Genomic DNA, 26,974 nt, shown 5'->3' with positions numbered 1-26,974 from the left:
ACTATTGGGGAGGTAATTCCTGATTTACACTTTTTGCACTTCATAAATATCCATATTAATTATAAATAAAATCGCGGGATGATGCTCACATAACGCTTACCTAATTGACGTTAAATGACAGGCTATAATTAGCAACAAATCAAAGAATGCCAAACTTTATACATCCTTTTAATTGAATTGCCATAACATAAGAATAGGCCTTACAAACCCTTAGTTAAATCTTGTGCCAATGACCCCGTTGGCTTTTCAATTACGCGTACTAACTCTTTACCATTTTGCTTAACAATAAACGTTGGGGTGTATTGCAAGTCGTGAGCCTTTGCAATGCCTGCATCGTCTTGCTTGTTGTAACCCACGGCCACATAGTCAATGCTTGCAAGTTGTACTTTCGATGCATCAAGTAACTTAATGAGTTTTGGCACTTCGCGCTCACTGTCGTGGCACCAGGTGCCAAATAATACAATAAGCTCTTTGCCTTCTAGTTTTTGCATTAGGGCTATATCTTGTGCTGTTGGGGTATATGCCTTGTATTGTTCGTTAAATTTGTCGTAGTCGCTTAACAGTGATTGCGTACTTATCTCGCCCGAAAATGGCGCTGTAGCAGCGCAGCTTACAAGCGGCATGCTTAAAGCACACAATAAAATTAATTGTTTAAACATGAGGTTACTCTTAATTTAGGTATTAAACGACTATACCCAATATTGAGCGTGGAGTGAATAACTCTCAGGCGTTACTTTTTATCCATAAAAAAATTAACTTGCGATAAGTTAGTTAAATATTCTCGCCTTACTGCTTTATTCTCGGCTAACTTATCTAAGTCACCAATTAAGGTAACAAGCTTGGTGTGTGAGTGACGGTTTGTTTCTATAAAATCATCTTGCTTGTCATCACTCTCATCGCGCTCTTTTTTATGCATAGAGTAGCTGTTTTCGTTTTCTTCGAGCCAAATATCGTCAATTAAGCGAATGTCGCTTTTACTAACTGTTTGCTCTTGCATCGCCATTTGCAGTTCATATTGGTTAGTTTGCGGGTTAAACGCATACATTTTTGTATCAACATCCACTTCGTGAGACTGATCAAGCCCCACTAGCTCTTTATTTTTAACCGCAGTCCCTACGTTATAACTCTCTTCTTTGTTGTAGTAATCAGGGCGACTGTATTGATAATCAAAATGGCTACTTACATTTTTACTCTGCGTTACACCGCTGAGTTCCCCTAACTGGCTTTGCTCAGTTGCTTGGCTTAATTCAATGCTGCTTTTTGGTTGATAGTCGCCGTTATCCAGCGCATAAGAAAATGTAGCATCAAAATCAGCGAGCTTAGAAATCCCCGCCCCTAATGTATTCGGCGCTTTATTACCTAGCCCTTGGTAACGGCTATCGTTTGTAATCATGTTATCAACTAAATCGGCTACCATAGCGCGCCCGTCATTAAATTGCTGATCTGCAAGCGACTCTAAATTGCTATAACGCTCAGCCGCTGACGACATACTCGCAAAAGCGCCTTTAAACAATGCAAAACCTTGCTGCATTACTTCGTCGCCTTTGCGCCCAAATGCCGACTCTTTATCGTCTTTGGTACTGTTTACTCGGCTATCTTCTAAGCTTTGATCGAGCGACGCTAAATACTGCTGCATTTGCTGCGTGTCTTTAGCGCCAATGGTTGACATATCAAGTGCAAAATCAATGTCGTTTTGCCCACCTGCGGCTTTAAACACAAGTGCTTGCTGGTTTGATGCTTCATCAATGGAGTAACTTAAATCAAGCGTGTTCTCTTTCGAATCAAGATCTTTATTTTGCGTTGTTGAAAACGACACATCAAAGCCTGTTAGCTGCTCACTATTAAACCCTGCTAAAAAATCTAAACTCATGTCTGTTTGGTTTGGCACTATAAGAGGATTAAATGAGTTTTCACTCACTTTAAAAAATTCATCGGCCATTTCGCCAACACCACTGAGCACCTGCGTAAGTGCTTTATGCTCAGCCTCAGATAAATCGCCATTTACTTCGTAACTTAAGCTAAAGCCATCAACGGCTTCGCCTGTTTCTTCGTCATAACCTTGCGATGAGTTAAAGATAATGTTTATAACATCACCCTCTTTAGTTTTTACCGAGAGCTCAAACAGGTAGTTATCGTCATCCTCGTATTTTGCGCGATTGAGGCTTTCCATGTAGGGATTAAGTGAGCGCTCAACACGTTGCTGACTTGAGGCTAAAAACGTTTTTTGCTCATGTCCAAGCTGCCCTAAACTCGATAAAATATCGCTGGTATTAGCATAAGCACCCTGAATATTTTTAACCGACGTATTTAATCGCTCAATTAATTGGGTACTGTTTTCGTTTTTTAATAACCCCTCATGCTGAGAGCTTATTACGGTGCGCAGGGCGAGTTCTTCATCGGAGAGTTTATAGTTAAGCGTGCTAGGCGTACTTGAAATAGTAAATAGCGAGGTAAGTTGCTGTTGTAAAATATCCCCTACTTTTTGATTGCTAGCTAGTGCTTCATCAATAGTGTGGTTATTTAGCTGGCTTAATAATTCATCGGATATTTTGGGGGCGTTAGTTTGTAAATCATTAATAGCTTGAAGGTCGCTACCGGTTAGCAGCGAAGGACTCACAGAGGTTTGGTTAGCGTTATTAACTGATTGGGCAAGTAAAATGCTTAAATTAGACTGGCTGCCAAGTGCATTATTAACCATGATTATCCTTAATCGCTAAACCCTATTAAGTAATGTATCGGGCGCTTAGTTAAAAGCTTTAGCTTAAGGAGATATTTTTTACCTATTATTTATACAAACAATAGGCCTAACTCTTAAGGCCTATTTTATTCGCTTACTATCTTCATCTGTTTCTTTTATTCTTTGTACTAAAAAGTCGACCGCCGCTTTCACCTTTGGTACTAAATAGCGCTGTTTTTGATATAACAAATAAACCGCCATAGTCGCATTTTGGCTTATCGCTAATTCATGCTCAAACTTAAGCTCTTGCAACTGGCCAGACTCAAGGTATGAGTCGAGCGCCCACCGAGTAGACATTAAAATACCCTCACCATTACATGCTTTTTTAGCCAGCCACGATCCGTTATTTGAAATAGCGACCGCAGGCCCAGAAACGTCGTGCCATTGATCATCCACTTTACATAACCAAGGCGTTGGCCCCGCTGGCGTTTTAAAATAAAGGCCACTGTGATCCTTTAATTCCATAACATTATTAGGCACGCCGTATTTTTGTAAATAGCCAGGCGACGCAACAGGTATAAAGCCATTATCCATTAGTTTTATTGCTAGCACGCGTTCATTTGGCGCATAACCACCACGAATAGCAATATCTACATCGTCACGCCCAAGTGTAGACAGCTCATCACTTAAGCTAACATCTAATATAATTTCGGGGTATAGCGCGCTAAATTCATCAAGCAGAGGCAGTAATATTTTATCACCAAAACTCACCATTGAGCTTATACATAATCGCCCCATTGGTGTTGTTTGATAACTACGCACTGTTTCGTGGCTTTGCTCTAGCTGATTTAATATTTGCTGAACATCGTTATAGTAAATTTGTCCAACTTCGGTCAATTTAACTATACGGGTCGAACGCTTTAAAAGCGTCGCCCCTAGGCTTTTTTCTAAATCAGCAACCCGCCGTGACAACGACGAGGGCGGCACATCAAATGCTTTTGCGGCTTTGGTAAAACTGCCTGTTTCAACCACCTTAATAAAATACCGTATTGCTTTTAGTTGATCCAAGTTGCCTCTCCATTAAATAAAATGCTTTATTGTCTTAAAGACAAAAGTGATTCGCATTTTCCCTTATATATAAGCAAATTAAAACAAGTAATAATAACCTTAACTTATCTACACGCTTTAATTTATTTAACGCCAATAGTTAAAGCTTAAAACCAAAGGCTACATTATGATTACTTTGCACGGCTTCGCAGCTAGTAACTATTACAACTTGGTTAAGCATGTACTTTTACACAAAGAGCTGCCATTTAATGAGCACCTTATATACAACAACGACGAGCAGTTTTTAGCTATAAACCCTATGGGAAAAGTACCGGCTATTACCACCGCTGATGGGCTAAATATTGCAGAGTCGAGCGTTATTTGCGACTACCTTGAAGAAACCTACCCAAGCAACACGCTATACCCTGAAGATTCAGCCGAGCGTGCTTTTGTTCGCCAAATTATGAAAATAAGTGAGCTTTACTTTGAATTGCCAAGCAGGCGCTTAATCCCGTATGTATTTACAGGCTCCCCTGCACCTGAACACGTAAAAGACGACATTCGCAGGCTATTAACGCGCGGTGTAAATGCCCTTTGTGAATTAACGCATTTTTCGCCGTGGATAGCAGGCGAACAATTTAGCATGGCAGATATTTACGTTTACTACGTAAATACAGTGGTTAACGCATTTACGCCAAAAGAGCTTAACTGGGATGTACTAGCCGAAATACCTGGTATGAAAGAGTGGCAAACAAAAATGAGTCAATCGACCATTGCTCAGCAAATAGAGGCAGATCGCCAAGCAAATATGCCTGAGTTTATGCAAAAGGTAACAGCACAAATACAGGCAGCTCAAAGCAAGTAATTACGCTATACGCTACCCATTCTCAATTTATAGGAACAGTCTTATGACAGATACAAATACACAACTTACTTCAACAATTAACAACGACAACACCCTAACGCTTGCTTTAAAAAATATAGATATACCAACACCAGAGGCCGATGAAGTGGTAGTACGTATAGAAGCCGCACCGCTGAACCCATCTGATTTAGGTGTGCTATTTAGCGCAGCCGATATGAGCACAGCAAAGCAATCGGGTACTGCTCAAGACCCAGTAATTACTGCCGATGTTCCAGTTCAATTTATGCCATCACTTAAAACCCGTGTAGGTAAAGCAACACCCGTAGGTAATGAAGGCGCGGGCACCGTAGTGGCAGCAGGCTCATCGCCAGCCGCACAAGCATTAATGGGCAAAACAGTGGCTGTTATTGGTGGCGGTACGTACCGTCAATTTATATGTGCCAATGTACAAAGTTGCCTAGAGTTAAAAGAAGGGACTACCGCTAAAGAAGGTGCATCATCTTTTGTTAACCCACTTACCGCACTCGCCATGGTAGAAACCATGCGCGCTGAAGGCCATAAAGCCATTATTCACGCCGCAGCGGCTTCTAACCTTGGGCAAATGCTAAACCGTATTTGTATTGCCGATGGCGTTGATTTAATTAACATTGTACGCAAACCACAACAAGAAAAGTTACTGCGCGATATGGGTGCTAAATACGTTGTAAACTCAAGCAGTGATACGTTTATTGACGATTTAACTGCGGCCATTATTGAAACTGGCGCGACTATTTCGTTTGACCCAATTGGTGGCGGCCAACTAACAAGTGACATACTGAACTGTATGGAAGCGGCAGCTGCGCGTGATATGAAAGAGCACAGCCTATATGGCTCAGACACGTTTAAACAAGCATATATTTATGGTGCGTTAGATCGCGGGCCTATTACACTTAATCGTAACTTTGGCTTTGCTTGGGCTGTAAACGGGTTCTTGTTATTTAATGCTTTAGGTAAATTAGGCACAGATACAGTAATGAAAATGCGCAAACGCGTTGCTAATGAAATCACCACTACATTTGCGAGCAACTACACGCACGAAGTGTCATTAGCTGAGGTATTACATTTACAATCAATCGCGGCTTACTCTAAACAAGCTACCGGCGAGAAGTACTTAATTAAACCTCAAGCTTAATTAAATATTCTTCGTTAAAATTAAAAAGCAGATGCTAATTAAGTATCTGCTTTTTTACGTTTAAATACACGCACCCTATTATTGTGAGCCTTGCAGTTAACGCGTCCCTAAAGCTCGTCACAAAACCATCATAAAAATGTAATTTACTGAATTTTTACACATTGTTTGCACCTTTTATTCTTATAGTTTATCCACTTTAATAAAATAATAAGCGTGCATACATGAATATAAAACCTTTTATATTTTATTCAGTTATTGCCTCTACTACATTATTGTATGGCTGTGGCGGTACTGAGCAAACAGCCGATAGCAGCACAGAGCAAAGTACTGACTCATCATCAACAATCACGTCAACTGGTTTAGTTATTAACGAAATTGTCGCAAGCCCAAGCGATACCACCTACGATTGGATTGAGCTATACGCCACTGAAGATATAGCCGACTTATCGATATTTTCACTTGTTGATGATAACGCCGACAGAGAGCCTCAAGCTCTGCCCGCAGTATCGCTTTCCCAAGGTGAGTTTATTGTTATTCAAGCCATTGATGAAACCGATACACCGCCCGATAACGGTTATTACGTCACCTTTAAACTAGGTAGCGACGATGCGGTTACGTTATACGAGGACGGCACTGCTATCTCTGTACTTGATTGGGAAGAAGGCGAAGCCGCTGAAGGTTTTAGTTACGGCTTATACACCGATGGCACCGGCACCGCGCAAATACTAACGCCCACAGAGGGCGCAGCTAACCAAACAGCAGATACCTCAACACTTGTTACAACGCTAATTGCTGAAGATGCACCACTTCGTATAAACGAAGTAGTAGCAAAAGATAGTAGTGGCGGCGAGGACTGGATAGAGCTTTATGTAACAAGCAGTAGCGATGTTTATTTAGCAGACTACACCCTAAGTGATGACAATAACGAACAATTTGCTCTACCTGATATTACGTTATCGCCGGGTGAGTTTTACCGTATTTACGCAAGCACCGATGATTTAGGCGATCTGCCAAGCGTTGCGTTTAAATTAGGCTCAAGCGATACCGTAAGCCTTTACAGTAACAATGTAATTATAGAGCAGTTATCGTGGAATAAAGGCCAAGCGCTGAGTGGTTACAGCTATGGTCGCTACCCTGATGGCAGCGATGCAACTGCGGTACTCACTCCAACAGAGCTTAGCTCAAACAGCCAAGCAACCCACGGGCCACTCGTTATTAACGAAATAGTGGCAAGCGCCGCAGACGATGGCAACGACTGGTTTGAGCTATACAACAACAGCGCAAATACAATTAACTTAGCCAACTACCAAGTTATTGATGAAAGCGACGACATAGACCCCGTTACCCTGCCCGACATAGATTTATACGCGGGTGAATACATAACTATTTATGCCACCGACGAAGACCCAGGCACTTACTACGTCCCGTTTAAACTAGGCAAAGAAGACGAGCTAAGCTTAATACTCAACGATGAAGTAATTGACTACATTGACTGGGATGAAAGTGATGTAGCCACAGGCTTTAGTTACGGCCTAAGTAGCAATACAGGCTTTACTCATGCGTTTTTAACACCTACCCCAAGTAGTGAAAATACAGTTGCAACCGCCTTTACACCCACAGCGGTTAATACGCTTTCTATTACAATTACTGACGAAAACTGGCAAGACATTCTAGATAACCCACTTGATGAGGAATATCACGAAACCGCTATTACCTTTAATGGTGTAACACTTGATAGCGTTGCTATTCGCACTAAAGGCGGCTCAAGCTTAAGCAGTGTTGCCAACTCTAGCAGCGACCGTTACAGCTTTAAGGTTGATATTAACGAATATGTGTCGGGGCAAAAGTTTTTTGGACTAAAAAAATTCACACTACAAAACTCGTTTAACGACCCGTCGTACATGCGTGAAGTAATCGCCTACGAGCTAATGGATGAAATGGGCGTACCAACGCCTGAGCATGCTTACGTTAACTTTTATGTAAACGGCGAACTATTTGGTTTGTATTTAATGGTAGAAGCCGTAGATGGCGAATTTGTTGAAAAACACTTTACCAACAGTAATGGCGATTTATACAAGCCAGATGGCACAGGCAGCGATTTATTATGGCTAGGTGACGACATACAAAGCTACACCGATATAAACCTGCAAACCAACGAAGACACCACAGATAACGGCGCCTTTATTAACTTTGTTGAATCGCTCGATAAAGGCGAAACCAGCGCCATAGAAGTAGACACACTTTTACGTTATATGTCGGTTAGTACTTCACTGTCCAATTTAGATAGCTACCACGGCCCGCTTGCACATAACTATTATATTTACGATGACGATGGCGTATTTAGCATTTTGCCGTGGGATTTTAACGAGTCATTCGGCACCTTTGCCATGGATTGTAATAACGTAGATGTAAGAGAGCTCTACATTGATGAGCCAGTAAGCGGCGCATTAAGCGAGCGCCCGTTAATTGCTAATGTCTTTGCCGAGCAAAGCAACCTAGACACGTACCACAGTTACTTAACACAGCTTATTAATGGCTCACTTTCAAGTGACACATTTAACGCACGCGTAAATGAAATAGCCGATTTAATTCGTGAGCACGTACAAAACGACCCAACTAGCTTTTATGGCTCAACCTACTTTGAGCAAAACCTTACCTCTACAACGGGGCAGTTTTACGGCTTAACGTCTTTTATGCAGTACCGCGTAGCAAATATGGTCGCGCAGCTTGATGGCACATTACCCTCAGCGGGTGATGGCAGCGGATTTTGCGCTAGATAAACAGCCCATCCTTTGCGCAGTGCCAGCACGCTGGCACTGCACTCTGTAACTTTGCAATTTAATAATCTGAGAAAATTATGACTATTCAAGCACGTTTTAAGGATGAACTTTTTGAAAAGGATACTTCAATCTCACCAGTAGCAATTACTGCTATAAACACTAAAAATAAGCAGGCTCAACCTGAAAAGCCAAATGCTGATGGCTCATTATCAACATTGATTAACGAGTTACTCACCCCATTTGAAGGTTACGGATTAAACGATCTTAATAACGCTAATTTAATGAACCGTGTAGACAGTAAGTTTATGCTGCCACTGTCTTTTTTACCTGAGTTACTAACTCACTTACAAGGGCAGTACCGCGTACTTGATATACAAGGTAAGCGTTTATTTTCTTATTATAATCAGTACTTTGATACGCCCGAGCTTGATTTATATAAAGCCCACCATAACGGTAAGCTTAATCGCTACAAAGTGCGCCAAAGACGCTACGTTGATACCGCCACCGAATACCTAGAAGTAAAACTAAAAAACAACCAAAGCCGTACGGTTAAAACACGCATCAAGCTCGAAAAAAACAACGAGCAAGCCCATTGTACTGCGTTTATGAAAGAGCAAATGAAAAACAGCTTTGCACATCTAAACGTAACCCAGCAAAGCGGCTATAACCGCATAGCACTAGCTAACGAAGAAAAAGCCGAGCGCTTAACGCTTGATTTTAACCTGTGGTACAACACCCCAAAAGGCGATAACAAAATAACACTACCGGGCTTTTTTATTGCCGAACTTAAGCAACGTAAAAAAACAAAACACTCGCCATTTTATAAGCTTATGAGCAAACACCACATATTCCCTGCCTCGTTTAGTAAATACTGCATTGGCTGTGCTTTGCTTTACCCCGAGCGCTTAAAAGTAAACCGCTTTAAACCTGTTTTAGCCCGCTTAAAACACCTTAACCGCACTAACCCACTATTACCTTTAGAGAATAATTAAAATGACCAAATTAGATCTTATTTTTCTTTCCCGCTTTTTAGTTAACATCCTATCGCTGGCTGTACTTTGCTATGGCTGTTACTTTCGCATAAGTAAAAATGCAGTGGTGGCAGGCTCGTTTATTTTATTTGGCGTAGGCGTTTTTATTATTACCTTTTTGCTGCACGGCGTTGATATGTCGATGGAATTTGCATTTGGCCTATTTGCCGTATTTACCATGCTAAGGTACCGCACTGAGTCTATTTCGATTAAAGAAATGACTTACTTATTTCTCGTTACTGCCATTGCTTTACTGACCTCTGTAGGGCAAATGAGCTTAATTGAGCTAAGCATTCTTAACGGCATAATTTGCTTAATTGCCTTTTTGATTGACTCTAGCGTATTTGTAAAACGCTACGAAGTACAAAGCGTTTGCTACGAGCGTATTGAAAACATAACCCCGCAAAACCAAGCCACACTCATCCATGATTTAAAACAGCGCACAGGGCTAAACGTAGTTGCTGTAGATATAGAACACATCGACTTTTTAAGAGACGTAGCGCAACTGAAAGTAAGTTACTTAGCCGAAAAACAAACAAAGGCAGCCTAACATGACCTCTAAACAAACGATTACTTATGCGGCACTTTCAGCACTTTGCTTTGTAAGTAACGCAAGCTTTGCCAAAATTAACGACGATATAGACCTAAGCGGCTATATTATGCTCGACTACAACAAGTTTGATACTTCATTATTAGAGGGGCAATACGAAAGCAACGACTCAGAAAGTACCTCTGAAATACGCCGCGCACGCCTAAGTTTTAAATCAGACATCAGCAAAGACTGGAAAAGTAAATTTCAACTTGGCTTTGCCGATGGCGAAACCGAAATAAAAGACGCCTACTTAGAATACTCTGGCTGGAAATATGCCGATTTAACCATAGGCCAACAAAAAGAAGGCTTTGGCCTAGAAAAACTAACCAGCTCTCGTAATTTATTAATGCTCGAACGAAGCATGATAAGCGAAGCGTTTTCGCCAGGCCGTAGCTTAGGTATTAGCCTATCGGGAGACATAGCCTCAGTAAATTGGCAACTAGGTTATTACGAGCCCGATGAAGACGAAGCAACGTCTGCTATTACAGGGCGCGTAGCTTGGGTGCCATGGCAGCAAAACACCAACCTTTTACACCTAGGCGTCGCATTTAGTGAGAGGCAGTACGACGGTAACGAATTTAGAGTGAATGAACCTCTTGAAGTTTATACCGCCGACTCATTAATAGAAGGCGATAAAATTAATGCCGATAGCCTCTCGCAACAAGGCGTAGAGCTACTATGGCTTAAAGATAGATTTACCATGATGGCCGAGTGGCAACAAGCACAAGTAACCAGTATTGAAAATACAACCAATGATTACGAAGGCGGCTATTTGCAATTTGGTTATCAGCTATCGGGCGGATACCGTAAGTATAAAAACGCAAAACTAGGCGCAAGCTCAGAGCCCGGCTGGGAAATTACAGGCCGCTACAGCCTACTTAAGCTCAAGCAAGAAAACCAAGACGCAAAAACCTACGCCCTCGGCGTTAACTACACCGTAAACAAGAATATAAAGTTTATGGCCGACTACATTAAAGCCGATTACTACGAGGCAGGCGGTACTATCACATCCGGCAATGCAATCTCATTAAGGCTGCAGTATTCGTTTTAATGCGCTTTGTAGTTTTAAGCCGGTTAATCTAAAACTAAAAAGCCCTGTGTTAAACGTAACGTTTAGCACAGGGCTTTTTAATTGAGCTGTTATAAACTCTCTAAAGGTAACTTATCAGGCTTGTACTTATTCCACTAATTACAGTAAGGGATTTAAGTTTACCTGTTCACTAATTAATATCGTTCAATAAAAATGAACACCAGCATTTAGTGAACAAAAGATGGACAAGGGCTAATACAGGCAGCTATCGAAAAACTAAACTTGCAAACGAGTTTAGGCACAAAGTATGAAACTTTTAAAAAAGAGTGTACTGAGGGCGAACTCGCTTTGCCTAATGTTAAAAGCAATGCATAGTAAAAACGCTACCCATGCCGAATCACTCTTAATTGCTTTGTTAGCTGCGTTTCAAAATTGGCAATACTTCAGGTATTTCAGTATCTAACATTTCCAAAACGCTTTTAAAACCATGTATAGGTGACCACCCTAATTTGTCACATGCAGATGATGAATCATATACGCGATCTAAGCTTTGAGGTAGTTGCCAATCTCTTTGTTTAAATGCTAGCGCGATGTCAGGACATTGACGCTCGATGACAGATGCAGCATCAGTATATAGAGCTTCACAATCAGAAAGTTGAAAACGTGTAGCGCCTGAGATTATAAAACGATTAAAACCACTTAAGCGTTTTTCCACAGAACATAAATGAGCGTTTGCTACATCACGAGCATCTATGCCACGAGTAAGGCGAAATACTGCCATTAAATCCGCAGGTTCAGGAAAACATCTCGACATTTGCAGCACAGTAACTGGAAGCTGAAACAACTTTGAAATTTCTTCTAGCTTAGCTTCAGCCGCAATTTTACTTTTATGATAAATCGACTTGGGTTGAGGTGTGACGTCTTCATTTATCCAACCTGCAATACCTTTAGGTGTTGAAGCATAGCCGTACAATGCAGTAGTGCTGGTAAAAATAAAGTGCTTAATACCTGCTTTTAATCCAGCCAGAGCGAGTTTCTCGGTCGCGTCTACGTTGATAGACTGAAACTCTGAATCAGGTACTAAACCAACATGTGGAGCGTGAAGAGCCGCTGTATGAATGATGACATCAACATTTTTAAGAGCCCGCTCAATCAGATTACTATCAAGCATATCACCAATGTAATCGGCTGTTGAGCAAGGCGTTTTATCAATGCCGACCACGTCATGGGTGCGCATTAATTTAATATAGATTGCACGCCCGACTCTACCGGCAGAGCCCGTTACTAAAATTCCCACTATGACACCTTACTAATGATTGACCTCAAAGCAGCTAACTTTTAAATAAGGGGCGCAGGCACGTAGGGCATAATGGCGAAGCCGGCCTGCGTGTATGCGTCCCAGCCCGCGAAGCGGGCGAACTTAATTTTTTTGTTAGGTGCGTGCTTACCATGAAATATCATATTTTGTACCGTAGGAATTGATGTGGTCCCTTGCGGCGAAATAAGTACTAAATGTAGGTGATTTACTTTTGCGCCCCTGTCCTTCAAATTGCCAGAAATATACAGAGCCCTCGTCACTTATGGAGTAATCGATATAATCCAAATTATAAGGGTGAACAGTCACTTCTATTTTTGGTAAATCAAAGGATGTGTAATCATATTTTTGTCTAAGCAACTTTGCATTGAATGGTATTTTATTATCATAAAACCATACGCCAGAGGCCAAAACTTCCTCTGAAAGAAGCGTTGGTTCCCATCCCGAAGTAAACATTTTTTTCACCAAAGCACCTAACAATTTAATAGTGCGCTCATCGCGCATATTTCTGCCGACTTAACGCTCACTTATCTACTTTATATAGTTTTAACAAATTACCTAAGCTATTACTATCACTAAGTTTTCTAAAGTTTTTAGGTAAAGTTAAATAATCCAATTTGCGCGCAGCGCTCATTTTCATGAATATATGCGCAAAGCGCAGTTTAACCAATCAATTAACGGCGATATTTAGCCAATCTCAATGAGCGGTTATCGCTCATAAACGCCTTACTACATTTTTAATATAAGATAGCTTAGCTTGTGAGGGCACTCTTCTAATACGGGCTACAACAATAAACCGCAACCTATACCGTATTTAATCAAGAAAAATAAAGTATGGAATATTAATTTAGGATCTTTATTTAGTGTTTCAATTAGTTTAATCCCAACAACCAAATTCCAAAGTTGAATGAGAAAGAACATATAGCGATCTTTTTTGATCAAAATACAGCGATTATACGATTAAGTGCAATTTGTCATAAAACTGCAATCAAAATAGGTGATAATTTAAACTCGAACTGTATTTTTTATAATCTAGAAGTTGAAGTAAATGAGCACACCAATGACGCAACTCACATTTGCGTTACAATCGTTTGAAGATCCTCTCTCTGCGGCGATGGGTCACACAATGGAATACGAGCAGTTAACCTTGCAAGCCAGTGCTATGCATGAAATTACGCTGCAATGCGTATTGCCCGACGACGCCCACGAAAACGATATTATTTCGCTGAGCGCAACGTATCCCAATGCGCGTGATGCGCAATACTTTATTGAAAAAGCACTCACTAACGCCGACTTAGAGCGTGGTTATGTGTATTTAACATTAAGTAAAATTACCCAAAGCCACTGCTTAGTAATGCAATTGATGCTGCATGGCTTAAATGCCACTTTAAAAAATAGTTTACAGTTTGATATGCAAGTAAATGCGTTTGAGGCTGGTTATAAAAATCAGCAAGCCCTTAAAAGCCAAGCTAAGCCCCATGGCGTTAAAAAATACTTTCGTAATATGAGCTCAAGTTTATTTTCGTTTTTTTAATGTGTTGGTATACAAACTCATAAAACCTTAATCAGCAAAGCTCACTTTACCCATAGTGACCCCAGCAATACCCTGCGCAGTATTATTTAGGTGCTGCTGCTCACCTGCTAGGCATTCGTTGGCTAAAATGGCAAATAGTACGGCTTCTTTGGCATCGGGGTTTATGCCTAAATCATCAGTATTTTTAAACGCTTTAATTGTCGGGCACAGCGCATTAAGGTGCGCCATTAATAATGGGTTATGAATACCGCCACCACTTGCGTACACCACACACTCTTTAGCACTTTGCGCGCATTCGTTTAACGCATTTGCAATTACCCTTGCGCTAAACATATTTAAAGTTGCCATTACATCTTCATGGCTTAAGTGCTGTGTATTTGTTTGCAGCTGAGCAGCATGCAAATACGCTAAATTAAATACTTCAGGCCCCGTTGTTTTAGGCAGCGCAAGCTCAAAAAAAGTGTTGCTACACATTGCATTTAATAAGGCTGTATTTACCTTGCCCGCTTTTGCTATTTTAGCGCCATCATCAAAGTGCATGCCTTCAAAATGCTGCTGTATGTACGCATCCATAATGGTGTTACCTGGGCCTACGTCGCTACTAAATACGCTATTTGCATCACCACTTTTAGGTAAAAACGTTAAATTAGCAATACCACCCATGTTTAATAAAATGCGGTTCTCATTGGGGTTTGCAAAAAATAAGTAATCGCCATATACCGCAAGCGGTGCACCTTCCCCTCCTGCGGCTATGTGTTTTTGCCTAAAGTCGCCAATAGTTGTAATACCGGTAGTAACGGCTATTTGGTCGCTATCGCCAATTTGTAATGTGCCATTAGTAAAGCTTTTATGATTATGCTGCGACTGTGGGCAGTGGTAAATTGTTTGCCCGTGACTGGCTATTACATCAATACTTGCTGGATTTACCTGCCAAGTATGTAAGCACTGATTAACCATATCGCCATGGATTTTACCCACCCATGGATGCAGTAAGGTAACTAGTTCTAAATCACACTCTCGTTTGGCAAATACCTGCTTTATTTTACTTTTATACTCGTTGTTATAGTCAACGGTGGTAAAGTTCAGCACTTCAATTTGCGTATTTATACCTGCGCCCGTTACCTTACACAGTGCTACATCGAGCCCATCTAACGAGGTACCACTCATTAAACCTATAATTAAACGGCTTGGTTTTTGGGCACTATTATAAAGGGCGGCTATGTGTGGGTGCATAAAGGTATCTTAAACAGGTATCATATTTTGCTTATATTAGAGTACTTTAAAACAAAGTTATAGGCGTAAGCGGTTAATCTTTGTGATTGTGCAATCTATAATTGCTTGCTAAGTTGACCCGTATGCAACATACACTTAATTAAAACAATGATCACCCTAAGAGACTTTAAACCAACAGACGCGCCACACATTATTAATACCTTAAACGATGAACAGGTTACGCGCTTTTTATCGTCTAAAATTCCATTTCCGTATACTCAAGCCGATGCCGATTGGTGGATAAACCAAGGCTCTAAAAATGGGATTATTAAAGCAATTATAGTAAATGAGCAATTTGCAGGGTGTATAGGTATAACGCCCGGAGAGTTTGAATATAGCCGCAGTGGCGAAATAGGCTATTGGCTTAATAGCCACTTTTGGGGGCAAGGAATAATAACTCACGCTATTACAAAAATTTGCGATAACGCGTTTAAAAACTCAAATCTAAATAGGATTTTTGGCGCTGTATTTACTGGTAATAGCGGCTCTATAAAGGCGCTGACTAAATGCGGCTTTGAAGCTGAAGCTGTTCTCAAACAGGCCATTTATAAAAATGGTGTATTTTACGATAGCCATATTTTTAGCAAGCTAAAATAAACCATTTAGAATAAATACTCTGTAAAGCTTGAATTACCATCACCTCGCCCAAAGCTCATGTATTAAGGTAAAAATATATATTCACACTACTTAGCGCGCATTATTGTTTAGGTTAAATAGAGATTTAACGCATAAACATTCGCTAAGTAAATTCACTCTTAAGAGGAGATTTTTATGTCTGCAACTAGTCGTCAACTTACTTTAGCATCACGCCCGCACGGAGCCCCTACCGATGAAAACTTTGACCTTAAAACAGTAGATTTACCAGCGCTTAAAGATGGCGAGGTGCTGCTGCGCACCATATACCTATCACTAGACCCATACATGCGTGGCCGCATGAGCGACGCAAAGTCGTACGCCGATCCGGTTAATGTGGGCGATGTAATGGTAGGCGCTACCGTATGCCAAGTAGAAGAGTCTAAAAACGATAAATTCAGCGAAGGCGAATGGGTACTTGCCTACACCGGTTGGCAAAGTTACGCCATTAGTAATGGCGAAGGCTTAATGCAATTAGGTAAAGAGCCAGAAAACCCATCGTACGCACTGGGTATTTTAGGTATGCCTGGCTTTACAGCCTACATGGGCTTACTAGATATTGGCGCACCTAAAGAAGGCGAAACCGTTGTAGTAGCTGCAGCAACAGGGCCGGTTGGCGCAACCGTTGGCCAAATAGCTAAACTTAAAGGCTGTAAAGTAGTGGGGGTTGCTGGTGGCAGCGAAAAATGTACACATGCTGTTGAAAAACTGGGCTTTGATGCCTGTATTAATCACAAAGCTGATGACTTTGCAGACCAGCTAGAAAAAGTCTGTGATAACGGCATAGATGTATATTACGAAAATGTGGGCGGTAAAGTGTTTGATGCCGTATTGCCTCTACTTAATACCGCTGCCCGTGTGCCACTGTGTGGTTTAGTATCGCAATACAATTCTACAAGCTTACCTGAAGGCCCTGATCGTATGGGTATGCTAATGGGGCAGTTGCTTACTAAACGTATTAAAATGCAAGGCTTTATAATTTTTGACGACTACGGCCACCGCTATGACGAATTTGCACAAGACATGAAAAAATGGCTTAAAGAAGGCAAAGTTCAATACCGCGAGCACATGGTTGAAGGTATTGAAAACACTGTAAGCGCATTTAACGATATGATTTGCGGCAAAAACTTTGGTAAAACTGTGGTTAAAATTAACGAACCACTTTAATAAATATTAAGGCGTTACAGCAAATGCTGTAACGCCAACAAGGACTGACATGATTAAACTACACCATTTAAATAAATCGCGCTCAAAACGTATTATTTGGCTTTTAGAAGAGCTAGATGTTGATTACGAAATTGTGGCTTACCAGCGCAATACCGAGACTTTTTTAGCGCCTGACGAACTTAAAAAAGTACACCAATTAGGTAAGTCGCCAGTGATTGAAGACGATGGCTTAATTGTTACCGAATCTGGCGCTATTACCGACTACCTAATTACTAAATACGGTAACGGAAAATTTGCGCCAGAAGCAGGCACCGCTGAATATGTTGAATATCAACAATGGCTACACTTTGCTGAAAGCTCAGCTATTTTACCACTATTACTTAAAATGTTTGTTTTAAAAGATGGCGCTAAAACAGAGTTTTTAGAAAATTATGCCGACGCAGAAACCGTTAAAGTAATTAGCTATTTTAATGACCGACTACAAGGTAAGCGCTATTTAGTAGGCGACACCCTTACTGGTGCCGACATTATGATGTCGTTTATTGTAGAAATAGTTAAAAACTCAGGCCAACTTGCGCACTTTAAACACCTTGTAAAGTACGATGAGCAATTACAAAGCCATGAGAAGTTTCATACAGCTAATGAGCTAGAAGCTAAATACGATTAATCAGGGCGTGTTGATCTTTGTGGATTGAAATTTGTTCAATCTATGGGCGATTAAATCGCGGCGCGAGGTTTGTAACCTAGTGGGCTAAGTAAAAACCGAGCAACAAAGAGTTAATCGTCCCTAGAAAGAACCCTTTGGGCAGCGCATGTTTGGTATTTATGCTACGTTATCGCCTATTCATGGGGAATAACCACACTACATAGGCTCTGCCTTGCCTAGAAACCAAACATACTGCTGCAAATTCACCCACCAAAGATCGACACGCCCTAGCTTAAGTACAAAACACAGATAAACCAAAGGGGCTTTAAGCCCCTTTTTTAATACTCAAAATAATTTATTTCTGCTATTGGCATTACATATTAATAAAGTTTGTAAAGTAAATTAACGATTATCGGTCTATTATTGCTTCAATGCGCTTTTTTTGGTGCATAATAAAACATTATTTTAGATATCTCATTAATCCGCATATGGTTTAGTGTTTTAAATTGGAAATGACTATGACCATTAACATGCGTTTAGTAACAGGCTTTGGCATTATTTTAGCGATGATGCTTATTTTAACTATTATAGGTATATCGCGTGTAAGCCTCATTAATAGCAACATAACTCATATGACCGACGTAAACTCGGTCAAACAGCGTTATGCAATTAACTATAGAGGTAGCGTACACGACCGTGCTATAGCACTTAGAGATGTAGTATTAATAACCGAGAAAAGCACTTTAAATGCGGTGTTAAATGATATAAAAGAGTTAGATGCGTTTTACCAAACATCAAGCCGCGCTATGCGTGCTTTAATGAGTGAAATGAATAGCGAAGAACGCGCTTTAATTAATAAAATAAACCAAATTGAGCAACAAACCCAGCCGTATATTGAAGATGTTATTAATGCTAAAGGTGTAGGGAATTTAAACGAGGCATCACGTATATTGCTAACCGACGCTCGCCCTGCATTCACGCTTTGGTTAAACACTATAAACGAGTTTATAAATTTGCAAGAACAAGCAAATCAAAGCACAACTATCGATACACTCGATGTAGCTAGCTCCTTTAAAATATGGATGATTACGCTTACCGCGCTCGCTATTTTAATTGGTGCAAGCGTAGCTTACGTGATTAGTTTGCGTATAAGAGATTCAGTAGGTGGTGAGCCACAAGAAGCCGCTAAAGTAATAGCGTTAATCTCACAAGGCGATTTAACTGCAAATGTCGATTCGTGCTGCCCGAATAGCATGATGGCCTCTGTAGCCGTTATGCAAAGTAAATTAAAAACCATTGTAGATAGCATTATTAATTCATCAGATGAGCTGTCTACCCATTCTGCAAGTGTTGCATCAGGCTCACAGCAAGCACTTAGCGCAGCCGATGCACAAGTTACTTATACTAATTCAGCGGTAAGCAGCTTAGAAGAAATGAGCCGCAGTATAAATGCAGTTGCAGGCTCTGTTAAACAAACAGAAGATAACTCAAAAGTAACCGCACAGTTATCGCAGCAGGGCAGTATTGCAGTGCAAAAGGTAGCGGCCGAAATTGAGCAAATTTCAATAACGGTTAAAGCCACTGTAAATCAAGTAAATGTGCTGCAAGAACATGTAAAACACATAGGTGATATATTAAGTGTGATCCGCAGTATTTCTGATCAAACTAATTTATTAGCACTTAATGCAGCAATAGAAGCAGCAAGAGCGGGTGAATCTGGCCGAGGATTTGCTGTTGTAGCCGACGAAGTAAGGCAGCTTGCACAACGCACCGGCGATGCAACCGGCGATATTGAAAAAATGATTTTACAAGTGCAAGAAAACACTCAAGCGTCGGTAACAGCAATGGAAACCACCGTACCACAGGTAGAAAACGGTTTAACCCTAACCCATGAAGCCAACCAGTTACTTAACCAAATACAACAACAAGCCAACGACTCATTAAGTAACGTACTTGAAATTGTAGAAGCCACATCAAGCCAAGTAGCAACCGTTGCACAAATTAGCTCAGGCGTTGAAGAAATTGCCAGTATGTCACAAGAAACCAGTCAATCGCTTAATAACAACGCGCAAAAAGCCGTTGCATTAGCCGACCTTTCAACAACACTAAAACAGTACATCAGTTACTTTAAAGTGAAATAATTTTTTAACGCAAATAACAAAGGGGCTTTTTAAGCCCCTTTTTTAGTGCATATGTTTTTATTAAATACCCGCTATTTCGCGCTCTGTAATACACTCGTTTGAGGCCATTTCAAACTCGCGGCACGTAAGTGGGCGGTTTTCGTAAATGGTACACATTAGCGTGTTGCGGTCGAGTGCTTGGCACCAGCCGTCGTCTGCGCGTTTCATTACTTCGCTGCCCCATTTGTCGTAATCAATGTACTGAAAAGGCACGCCGGTGTCGGTCACTATGCGCACTTCTAATTGGCAGCAACATGCCTGGCAATTAGCGCAGGTTACGGGCTCAGGTGTAGAGGAAATAGTTTTACTTGGAATAACAGTATTAGGCATAGTGACTTACTTTTTTGAATAAGCCACTAGGATACAGTAACTAATTTAACGCGCTAGTAATTTTGCTTTTATATCGCTGTAACGCATCTGCTCGCAAAGCGCAAAACCACTCAGTTGGCGCACTTTATTACGTGCAAATAATGGCACGCTCATGCCCGCTAAAAAGCGGCACTGGGTTTCAATACCTACACTGTGAATACCTTTTGTTGCCATGTGCGCTAAAAACTCATCCACTTTTTGATAAACAACGTCATCGGCAATGTGAGCAGGCTCTATTGAATATTCAAGCTTAACAGCATTACCACGGCATACACTACAATGCCCGCATTGCGCTGGCGCGTTTTGGTCGTCAAAGTAGCGCGCTAAGTTATAGCTTAAGCAGCTTTGTAATTCAAAAAAGCGCACCAGTGCAGCAATACGTTTAATTTCGGCTTGTTCTTTATCGCAAAAGTAGCTGTGTAATTGCGTTGCAAGCTCAGGGTTATTTATAACCTCACTATGCACTTTGTATACTTGGGTAATACGTTTGGTTTCAAGGGTTATTAGGTTTTTTTCGGCTAGGTAGTCAAGCGCTGCTACTACGCGTTTACGGTCAACCTGCGCGGCTTGTGTGAGGGTGTCAAAATTAAGCGTGCCCCATATTTTTTTAAAATCGGTGTGGCTAAATATTTGCGTTAAAAAGGCTTGGCGCTGCTCGTCAAACTGGCTAAGTAGCTCGTTTTTATCTACCAAAAACTTGTATTTAAAATCGGCGTAATAGGCGTACTGCGGCGTTATTGCGCCTTGCATTTCGAGTTGTACCAGCAAGGTTTTAAGCGCTAATTGGCGAATATTACTTTCGCTTGAAAGGCTGTACTCTTGCATTTCCCATTGCTGCGGCTGGGCTTTAATATCGTTAATTACGTATTCAATGCCGCTAAGCTCGGGAGTATCGCCGTACACAAAGTTTTCTACTGTGTTTAGGCCATCTAAATTAGCCAAGGTGTAGCAGTTTGATGGGTTGCCATCGCGCCCTGCGCGGCCAATTTCTTGGCTGTAGTTTTCAATTGATTTTGGTAAATCGTAATGAATAACAAAGCGAATATCTGATTTATCAACGCCCATACCAAAGGCTATAGTTGCCACAACAACGTTAATTTTACCCGCCATAAAATCATCCTGAATTTGCCACCTAAGTGTATCTTCAAGCCCCGCATGATACGCAACCGCCTGAATACCTTGCGCACTTAGCGTATTAGCCACTTGCTCAGCACTTTGCTGAAGGGTTACATACACAATACCTGGGCCATTTTGCGCACGCACTATGTTTGTAAGCTCAGTGTTTTTATCAGCCGTTTTGACACTTAGCACGCTTAAATCGAGGTTAGCGCGGTAAAAGCCGGTTTGTACAATACACTCTGGGGCAATATTAAAACGCTCGCTCATGTCGCGTTTTACTTTTTTAGTGGCTGTGGCGGTGAGTAATAGTACCAGTGGAATATTTAGCTCTTCGCGGTATCGCGGTAATTTAAGGTAATCGGGTCTAAAGTTATGACCCCATTCAGATATACAATGCGCTTCGTCTACCACCAGCATAGACAGCGCAACTTGGCTTATAAACTCTCTAAAACGCTCGTTTTTAAAACGCTCAACCGACACCATTAACACTTTAATTTTACCATTTCGCACATCGTTCATTACGGTGCTGCTTTGCATTTGGTCTTGGCTCGAATCAAGGCTTGCCGCGTAAATACCTTTGCTATTTAAAAAGCTAATTTGATCTTTCATCAATGCAAGTAAAGGCGATACCACCAAGGTTAAGTTTGGTAAATGCATAGCCGTTAGCTGATAACACAACGACTTACCCGATCCTGTAGGAAATATAGCCAGTGACGATTGCCCATTTAAAAGCTGCTCAATGGTTTGCTGTTGCCCTGTTCTAAATTGGCTAAAACCAAAATGTTGCTCAAGCGACTGTATTAATGGCGAGGTCATAAATATTCCTTTTCGGTGTTTTTAACAGCAATTTAACTGCACAGCTAAACGATAAGAAAGTGAGTATAACTTATATGTCTTTATTCAGCATTTTTTGCTGACATATCCTTTATTTAGGCGCAAACTAATAGCGCAAAAATAAATAGTCGCGTTTGCCAAAAATAACTTTTTCTATACCCAAGTGACCTCAAAATACTAAAAATAATACAGATTATTTGGGTATATTATTTTTTGAGGGCAACGTTATGAGTATTACTAAACCTAAAATCGTCGTTATTGGCGGTGGCGCTGGTGGATTAGAGCTAGCAACACAATTAGGGCATAAACTAGGAAAGAAAAAACAAGCAGAAATTCTACTAATAGACAAAAACCGTACTCACATATGGAAGCCGTTACTTCACGAAGTAGCGACAGGCTCTATTGACCCCGATTTAGATGGTGTTGTGTATTCAGCCCACGCTGCAAAACACCATTATAATTTTCAGCTTGGTACGTTTTGTAATATTGATCAAAGCAATAAAACTATCACCCTTGCGCCGCACCTTGATGAGCTAGGCCACACCATTTTACCAAAGCGCACCGTACGCTACGATCATCTTGTTATTGCCATAGGCAGTGTAAGTAATGACTTTAATACGCCAGGTATAAAAGATCATTGCTACTTTTTAGACTCAAACCAGCAAGCAGAGCGTTTTCAGCATTCACTGCTCGACAGTTTTACCCGCCTGCACCAAGACGATAACCAACAGCAATCGTTAAATATTGCCATTGTAGGCGGCGGCGCAACCGGCGTTGAGCTTTCAGCTGAGCTGTACCATGTATCTGAATTACTTAAGCTTTACGGCCTTACAAACATGTCGTCTAAGCGTTTACATATACACCTAATTGAAGCGGGCCCTCGTATTTTACCCGCCCTGCCCGAGCGAATTGCCGTAAGCGCTAAACGTGAGCTACTCAAATTGGGCGTAAACGTGCGAGAGCAAACACAGGTAAAAGAAGCCACCGAGCAAGGTTTTATCACAAAAGATGAAGAACACATAGATGCCGATATAATGGTATGGGCCGCAGGCGTAAAAGCGCCAGATTTTATTAAAGACTTAGGTGTTTTTGATCTTACCCGTAGCAACCAAATTAAGGTTAACGAGTTTTTACAAAGCACCGTGGATGAGAGCATCTTTGTACTTGGCGATTGTTGCGCCTTTACCCAAGAAGACGGAAAACTTGTACCGCCACGCGCACAATCGGCTCATCAAATGGCACTATGCGTTGAAAAAAACCTCATTGCCACTTTAAAACAACAACCACTATGCGGCTTTAAATATAGCGACCATGGCTCACTTGTTAACTTATCGCGCTACAGTACTGTAGGTAACTTAATGGGCAACTTAACCAGCAATACCTTTTTTATAGAAGGTAAAATTGCCCGCTTTATGTATATATCGCTTTATCGCATGCACCAGCGCGCCATACACGGCAGCGCAAAAACCTTTGCATTATGGATAAGCGAAAAAGTACTACGCGTAGTACGCCCTAAAATGAAATTGCATTAAAAATAGAGTAAGCAGCGATAATAATTATTTATCGCTGCTGTCTTTAATATTTAACATTGGATGTGTATTTTTACCAAAATCTACTGAAGGAATGACGCTATGACGGGTAAAACGCTGATTTTTAATTTTGATGGTACAGGGGGCGAGCCCCGCGACGCAGAGCAATTTAGCTCAGACCATTTTAAAGAAGACAGTAGTATTTCTAATATTCTTAAGCTGCACTTGTTATTAGGCGGCAAGCTTGATGACTCCCCCACTACTCCATTTACAAATCAGCTTAGTTTTTATTACCAAGGTATTGGCACTAAAGGCAGCCGCTTAAAACGTATTTTAAACCAAACCTTAGCACCGCGCGGTGACGATGTTGCCAGTATTTTAAATCAGGCTATGAGTGATTTTAAAACACATTACCAAATGGGCGATACCCTACTCCTTAGTGGTTTTAGCCGAGGCGGCGCACTTGCCAGGCGTTTTGCAAAAATTCTAGAGCCTTTAATTAGTAATAATGTTTATATATGTGTGTTTGATACCGTGGCCTCTATTGGTTTATCAAAAGTAAGTAAAGCAACTCGCGGCGCTGAACACGTTATTTTTGAAAACCACACCATTGCTAATAATATTTCGCAGGCGCTGCACTGCGTTGCCCTTGATGAAAAACGCCGTGCGTTTGAACCCACCCTAATGAACCATCAAAATAACATTACAGAACTTTGGTTTGCAGGTGCGCATTCAGATATTGGTGGTGGCTATTATCGCGATGGTCTTGCTGATATTTGCTTGCGTTACGCACTAGAGTGGTTAATTGAGCAGCCACTTAATATATCGCTATTAACGAGTCACGACATTGACTACAACGCCTTACTGCCAGAGAGCAATTTAGTAGATCAAGATGATGTAACAGTCATACCCGACCCACTTGCTTTAAGCCATCAACAAAATTACTTTTGGTTTAACCCCTTTTTTAAATTGGTTGATAGGGAGTGTTATGTACTTATTGATAATGAAGCAAGCAAACTTGAGCCATTAGTTCACCAAAGTGTGGCTGCGCGTATAAATAAACTCACCAGTTATCGCCCTGAGTCTCTTAAAAAACGTCATTACAAAATTAGTTATAACGATGGCACAACATTAAGCTTTGTAGGGCTAAGCCCACATATTGCACTCGCAAACCAAAATATGAGCGTGCTTAGTATTAACCAAAGCCAAGATGTAATGGTATTTGCCTCAGAGCAATACAACACCACAGGCTTAATGCTCGAACAAGGAGCTACGTATCGATTTACACCCTACCCAGACCAGTTTTGGTACGATGATGGCATAAAGTGCACTTCTTTAGGTTGGCATCGCGATAATGTGCAGTTAGGTGTAAAAGAAATACCCATGGCATTACTTGAGCCATTTAGGCGACTTCCTCACGCACAATGGTTTTCTTTAGTGGGTGCAATAAATCAAGACGATGAACACCTGTTTGAAATTGCTGGTGGCGGTGATATAAAAATAGCTAAGTCGGGCGAGTTTTGCCCATTTGCCAACGACTTAAGCCGCTTTTATGGCGCTAATGCAGGTAAAATAAAAGTAAAAGTAACACGTTTAGGGTAAGTGATAGTCCTACTTTTAAGTTATATAATTAAGTACTTAAATGCTTTGTATCTCACACCAGCAAGCTCTGCGCCTATCGCCAAAATTAACACAACGGTTAAATTACCTGTAGACGCGCAGCTTGCTGGCGTGACGAGCAATAGCTCGTATTGCCTATAAATATCGTCGTTAACCCACTTAGTTTGAGGCTGCTAAATCCGCTTCAGCGTCGGCAAGCATTGCAAACTCTTCATCTGCACTTTTAGCAACTAAGTGCTTTGCGCTATAGCCAAAGTAATAAGCTGCGCCAATAACAAATAGCACTACGGTGTATAAAAATGCACGAGGGTCGAACGCATATACACCCGTTAATGCTATTAGCGATAACACCAATGCAACGCCAGATGTAACCATACCGCCCGGTGTTTTATAAGGGCGTACTAAATCGGGTTGCTTTATACGTAACATAATATGGCTAAGCGCCATTAGTGCATACGATACAGTTGCACCTACTACCGCCATGGCCAGTATTAAATCACCCTCACCGCTAAGTGATACAACAAAACCAAATATGGCAGGTACAATGAGCGCACGCGCTGGTACTTTACGCTCTGTGGTAATTGATAACGAACGCGGTAAATAGCCTGCACGCGAAAGTGCAAATACTAAGCGACTATAGCCATAAATAATTGAGAAAAACGATGCAACCAAACCTGCTAATCCTAAAATATTTACGGCTGTTGCTAAACTTGTATTACCCGTTACATTAAGCGCATCTACTAGCGGCACAGCGCTTGAACCCATAGCTTGTGCACCACCAGCACCTGGCACCAACACAACAACCAGTAATGCCGTAAACAGTAAAAATAACATAGCGCCAATAATGCCTTTAGGTACATCTTTGGCAGGGTCTTTAGCTTCTTCGGCTGCCAACGGCACACCTTCAACAGCTAAAAATAGCCACATAGCAAATGGTAATGCAGCCCACACGCCATACCAACCAAGCGGTAAAAAGTCGCTTGCACCTGCGGCGTCGGTTACTGCTACATCAAATAAGTTTGAGGCGTCAAAGTTAGCAACAAGCACAACAGCCGTTGCAATAATAGCCAATACAGCTAAGCCACTGATCACCATCATCACTTTTAAGGCTTCGCCAACACCCGCTAAGTGAATACCCACAAACGCTAAATAAAACAGTGCATATACCCACGGGCCATTAAAACCCGTTAAAGCTTCAACTGCTGAGCCAATAAATATAACAATAGCGGCGGGTGCTAGTGCGTATTCAATTAATACCGCAAGACCCGTTAAATATCCCCCAGCAGGCCCCATTGCTTGACGCGCAAAACTATAACCACCACCGGCTGCAGGAATAGCAGCCGACATTTCAGCAAGCGATAACACAAGCGTTAAATACATTATTGCCATTAACACGGCAGCAATTGCAAAGCCGCCCCATCCGGCTTCTGCTATACCAAAGTTCCAACCAGCAAAATCTCCCGATATTACATACGACACACCTAAACCAGCAAGTAATAGCCAGCCAGCGGTGCCGCCTTTTAACTGCCTTTGTGCAAGATACTCTTTATTGTTATTAGACAT

Annotated in this window: 22 protein-coding genes; 13 read left to right on the top strand and 9 right to left on the bottom strand. The window is 41.2% G+C overall.

The window, feature by feature from the left end; genetic code table 11:
* Positions 1–200: 200 nt before the first annotated feature.
* The 3 genes from ATS74_RS19430 to ATS74_RS19420 form a co-directional block, all read right to left on the bottom strand.
* The gene (locus ATS74_RS19430) at positions 201–659 is read right to left on the bottom strand and encodes a thioredoxin family protein (protein WP_058550506.1); all 459 of its coding nucleotides are present in this window, start codon (positions 657–659) and stop codon (positions 201–203) included.
* Positions 660–730: 71 nt separating this feature from the next.
* A complete protein-coding gene (locus ATS74_RS19425; protein ID WP_058550505.1) occupies positions 731–2,698 on the bottom strand; it encodes a hypothetical protein in 1,968 nt (655 codons plus the stop codon).
* 120 nt (positions 2,699–2,818) lie between these two features.
* Positions 2,819–3,745 (bottom strand): LysR family transcriptional regulator, encoded by a 927-nt coding sequence (locus ATS74_RS19420; protein WP_058550504.1) that lies wholly within the window; start codon positions 3,743–3,745, stop codon positions 2,819–2,821.
* A gap of 166 nt (positions 3,746–3,911) precedes the next feature.
* On the opposite strand from ATS74_RS19420, the gene ATS74_RS19415 reads away from it, so the two are divergent.
* The 6 genes from ATS74_RS19415 to ATS74_RS19390 all read left to right on the top strand — a co-directional run bounded on the left by ATS74_RS19415 (position 3,912) and on the right by ATS74_RS19390 (position 11,214).
* Complete coding sequence (locus tag ATS74_RS19415) at positions 3,912–4,589, top strand: glutathione S-transferase family protein (RefSeq protein WP_058550503.1); 678 nt, start codon at positions 3,912–3,914, stop codon at positions 4,587–4,589.
* Positions 4,590–4,632: 43 nt separating this feature from the next.
* Complete coding sequence (locus tag ATS74_RS19410) at positions 4,633–5,760, top strand: zinc-binding dehydrogenase (protein ID WP_058550502.1); 1,128 nt, start codon at positions 4,633–4,635, stop codon at positions 5,758–5,760.
* 221 nt (positions 5,761–5,981) lie between these two features.
* Complete coding sequence (locus tag ATS74_RS19405) at positions 5,982–8,540, top strand: CotH kinase family protein (protein ID WP_058550501.1); 2,559 nt, start codon at positions 5,982–5,984, stop codon at positions 8,538–8,540.
* 77 nt (positions 8,541–8,617) lie between these two features.
* Complete coding sequence (locus ATS74_RS19400) at positions 8,618–9,532, top strand: polyphosphate polymerase domain-containing protein (protein WP_058550500.1); 915 nt, start codon at positions 8,618–8,620, stop codon at positions 9,530–9,532.
* A gap of 1 nt (position 9,533) precedes the next feature.
* Positions 9,534–10,121, top strand: coding sequence for a DUF4956 domain-containing protein (locus ATS74_RS19395; protein ID WP_039037236.1), 588 nt, complete (start codon positions 9,534–9,536; stop codon positions 10,119–10,121).
* Between the two features lies 1 nt (position 10,122).
* Positions 10,123–11,214 (top strand): OprO/OprP family phosphate-selective porin, encoded by a 1,092-nt coding sequence (locus ATS74_RS19390; RefSeq protein ID WP_058550499.1) that lies wholly within the window; start codon positions 10,123–10,125, stop codon positions 11,212–11,214.
* 394 nt (positions 11,215–11,608) lie between these two features.
* Here the strand turns inward: ATS74_RS19390 and ATS74_RS19385 are convergent, their stop codons facing one another.
* Together ATS74_RS19385 and ATS74_RS19380 are read right to left on the bottom strand one after the other, a co-directional pair.
* Complete coding sequence (locus ATS74_RS19385) at positions 11,609–12,490, bottom strand: NAD-dependent epimerase/dehydratase family protein (protein WP_058550498.1); 882 nt, start codon at positions 12,488–12,490, stop codon at positions 11,609–11,611.
* 147 nt (positions 12,491–12,637) lie between these two features.
* Complete coding sequence (locus tag ATS74_RS19380; RefSeq protein WP_058550497.1) at positions 12,638–13,012, bottom strand: hypothetical protein; 375 nt, start codon at positions 13,010–13,012, stop codon at positions 12,638–12,640.
* A gap of 544 nt (positions 13,013–13,556) precedes the next feature.
* Between ATS74_RS19380 and ATS74_RS19375 the strand changes: the two genes are divergently transcribed.
* A complete protein-coding gene (locus tag ATS74_RS19375) occupies positions 13,557–14,042 on the top strand; it encodes a hypothetical protein (protein ID WP_058550496.1) in 486 nt (161 codons plus the stop codon).
* A 27-nt stretch (positions 14,043–14,069) separates the two neighbouring features.
* On the opposite strand, the gene ATS74_RS19370 is transcribed toward ATS74_RS19375, so the two are convergent.
* Positions 14,070–15,275 carry an anhydro-N-acetylmuramic acid kinase gene (locus ATS74_RS19370; RefSeq protein WP_058550495.1) on the bottom strand — a complete coding sequence of 402 codons (1,206 nt, stop codon included), beginning with the start codon at positions 15,273–15,275 and terminating at the stop codon, positions 14,070–14,072.
* Positions 15,276–15,422: 147 nt separating this feature from the next.
* Here ATS74_RS19370 and ATS74_RS19365 point away from each other — a divergent pair, with 147 nt between their 5' ends.
* The 4 genes from ATS74_RS19365 to ATS74_RS19350 all read left to right on the top strand — a co-directional run bounded on the left by ATS74_RS19365 (position 15,423) and on the right by ATS74_RS19350 (position 19,901).
* Positions 15,423–15,911, top strand: a complete 489-nt coding sequence (locus ATS74_RS19365) for a GNAT family N-acetyltransferase (RefSeq protein ID WP_058550494.1) — start codon at positions 15,423–15,425, stop codon at positions 15,909–15,911.
* 174 nt (positions 15,912–16,085) lie between these two features.
* A complete protein-coding gene (locus ATS74_RS19360; RefSeq protein WP_058550493.1) occupies positions 16,086–17,114 on the top strand; it encodes an NADP-dependent oxidoreductase in 1,029 nt (342 codons plus the stop codon).
* A gap of 49 nt (positions 17,115–17,163) precedes the next feature.
* The gene (locus tag ATS74_RS19355; RefSeq protein ID WP_058550492.1) at positions 17,164–17,781 is read left to right on the top strand and encodes a glutathione S-transferase family protein; all 618 of its coding nucleotides are present in this window, start codon (positions 17,164–17,166) and stop codon (positions 17,779–17,781) included.
* Positions 17,782–18,278: 497 nt separating this feature from the next.
* Positions 18,279–19,901, top strand: coding sequence for a methyl-accepting chemotaxis protein (locus ATS74_RS19350; protein WP_058550491.1), 1,623 nt, complete (start codon positions 18,279–18,281; stop codon positions 19,899–19,901).
* Positions 19,902–19,961: 60 nt separating this feature from the next.
* Here the strand turns inward: ATS74_RS19350 and ATS74_RS19345 are convergent, their stop codons facing one another.
* Complete coding sequence (locus ATS74_RS19345) at positions 19,962–20,270, bottom strand: YkgJ family cysteine cluster protein (protein ID WP_004586962.1); 309 nt, start codon at positions 20,268–20,270, stop codon at positions 19,962–19,964.
* 45 nt (positions 20,271–20,315) lie between these two features.
* Entirely contained in the window at positions 20,316–22,244 is a 1,929-nt protein-coding gene (locus ATS74_RS19340) for a RecQ family ATP-dependent DNA helicase (protein WP_058550490.1), read from the bottom strand.
* Between the two features lie 245 nt (positions 22,245–22,489).
* Here ATS74_RS19340 and ATS74_RS19335 point away from each other — a divergent pair, with 245 nt between their 5' ends.
* Both ATS74_RS19335 and ATS74_RS19330 read left to right on the top strand, forming a co-directional pair.
* Positions 22,490–23,794, top strand: coding sequence for an NAD(P)/FAD-dependent oxidoreductase (locus tag ATS74_RS19335; RefSeq protein ID WP_058550489.1), 1,305 nt, complete (start codon positions 22,490–22,492; stop codon positions 23,792–23,794).
* Positions 23,795–23,893: 99 nt separating this feature from the next.
* Positions 23,894–25,393 carry a phospholipase effector Tle1 domain-containing protein gene (locus ATS74_RS19330; protein WP_058550488.1) on the top strand — a complete coding sequence of 500 codons (1,500 nt, stop codon included), beginning with the start codon at positions 23,894–23,896 and terminating at the stop codon, positions 25,391–25,393.
* 177 nt (positions 25,394–25,570) lie between these two features.
* On the opposite strand, the gene eat is transcribed toward ATS74_RS19330, so the two are convergent.
* Positions 25,571–26,974 (bottom strand): ethanolamine permease, encoded by a 1,404-nt coding sequence (eat, locus tag ATS74_RS19325; protein WP_058550487.1) that lies wholly within the window; start codon positions 26,972–26,974, stop codon positions 25,571–25,573.

Source organism: Pseudoalteromonas sp. H103 (genome assembly GCF_001469205.1).
GTDB lineage: Bacteria > Pseudomonadota > Gammaproteobacteria > Enterobacterales > Alteromonadaceae > Pseudoalteromonas > Pseudoalteromonas carrageenovora.
Note: the sequence above shows the minus strand (reverse complement) of the source record. Positions and strands in the feature narration are given on the sequence as shown.

Coding starts and splice junctions, on each gene's coding strand:
- ATS74_RS19430 (WP_058550506.1), bottom strand. CDS start 659: ATGTTTAAACAATTAATTTTATTGTGTGCTTTAAGCATGCCGCTTGTA.
- ATS74_RS19425 (WP_058550505.1), bottom strand. CDS start 2,698: ATGGTTAATAATGCACTTGGCAGCCAGTCTAATTTAAGCATTTTACTT.
- ATS74_RS19415 (WP_058550503.1), top strand. CDS start 3,912: ATGATTACTTTGCACGGCTTCGCAGCTAGTAACTATTACAACTTGGTT.
- ATS74_RS19410 (WP_058550502.1), top strand. CDS start 4,633: ATGACAGATACAAATACACAACTTACTTCAACAATTAACAACGACAAC.
- ATS74_RS19405 (WP_058550501.1), top strand. CDS start 5,982: ATGAATATAAAACCTTTTATATTTTATTCAGTTATTGCCTCTACTACA.
- ATS74_RS19400 (WP_058550500.1), top strand. CDS start 8,618: ATGACTATTCAAGCACGTTTTAAGGATGAACTTTTTGAAAAGGATACT.
- ATS74_RS19395 (WP_039037236.1), top strand. CDS start 9,534: ATGACCAAATTAGATCTTATTTTTCTTTCCCGCTTTTTAGTTAACATC.
- ATS74_RS19390 (WP_058550499.1), top strand. CDS start 10,123: ATGACCTCTAAACAAACGATTACTTATGCGGCACTTTCAGCACTTTGC.
- ATS74_RS19380 (WP_058550497.1), bottom strand. CDS start 13,012: ATGCGCGATGAGCGCACTATTAAATTGTTAGGTGCTTTGGTGAAAAAA.
- ATS74_RS19375 (WP_058550496.1), top strand. CDS start 13,557: ATGAGCACACCAATGACGCAACTCACATTTGCGTTACAATCGTTTGAA.
- ATS74_RS19370 (WP_058550495.1), bottom strand. CDS start 15,275: ATGCACCCACACATAGCCGCCCTTTATAATAGTGCCCAAAAACCAAGC.
- ATS74_RS19365 (WP_058550494.1), top strand. CDS start 15,423: ATGATCACCCTAAGAGACTTTAAACCAACAGACGCGCCACACATTATT.
- ATS74_RS19360 (WP_058550493.1), top strand. CDS start 16,086: ATGTCTGCAACTAGTCGTCAACTTACTTTAGCATCACGCCCGCACGGA.
- ATS74_RS19355 (WP_058550492.1), top strand. CDS start 17,164: ATGATTAAACTACACCATTTAAATAAATCGCGCTCAAAACGTATTATT.
- ATS74_RS19350 (WP_058550491.1), top strand. CDS start 18,279: ATGACCATTAACATGCGTTTAGTAACAGGCTTTGGCATTATTTTAGCG.
- ATS74_RS19345 (WP_004586962.1), bottom strand. CDS start 20,270: ATGCCTAATACTGTTATTCCAAGTAAAACTATTTCCTCTACACCTGAG.
- ATS74_RS19340 (WP_058550490.1), bottom strand. CDS start 22,244: ATGACCTCGCCATTAATACAGTCGCTTGAGCAACATTTTGGTTTTAGC.
- ATS74_RS19335 (WP_058550489.1), top strand. CDS start 22,490: ATGAGTATTACTAAACCTAAAATCGTCGTTATTGGCGGTGGCGCTGGT.
- ATS74_RS19330 (WP_058550488.1), top strand. CDS start 23,894: ATGACGGGTAAAACGCTGATTTTTAATTTTGATGGTACAGGGGGCGAG.
- eat (WP_058550487.1), bottom strand. CDS start 26,974: ATGTCTAATAACAATAAAGAGTATCTTGCACAAAGGCAGTTAAAAGGC.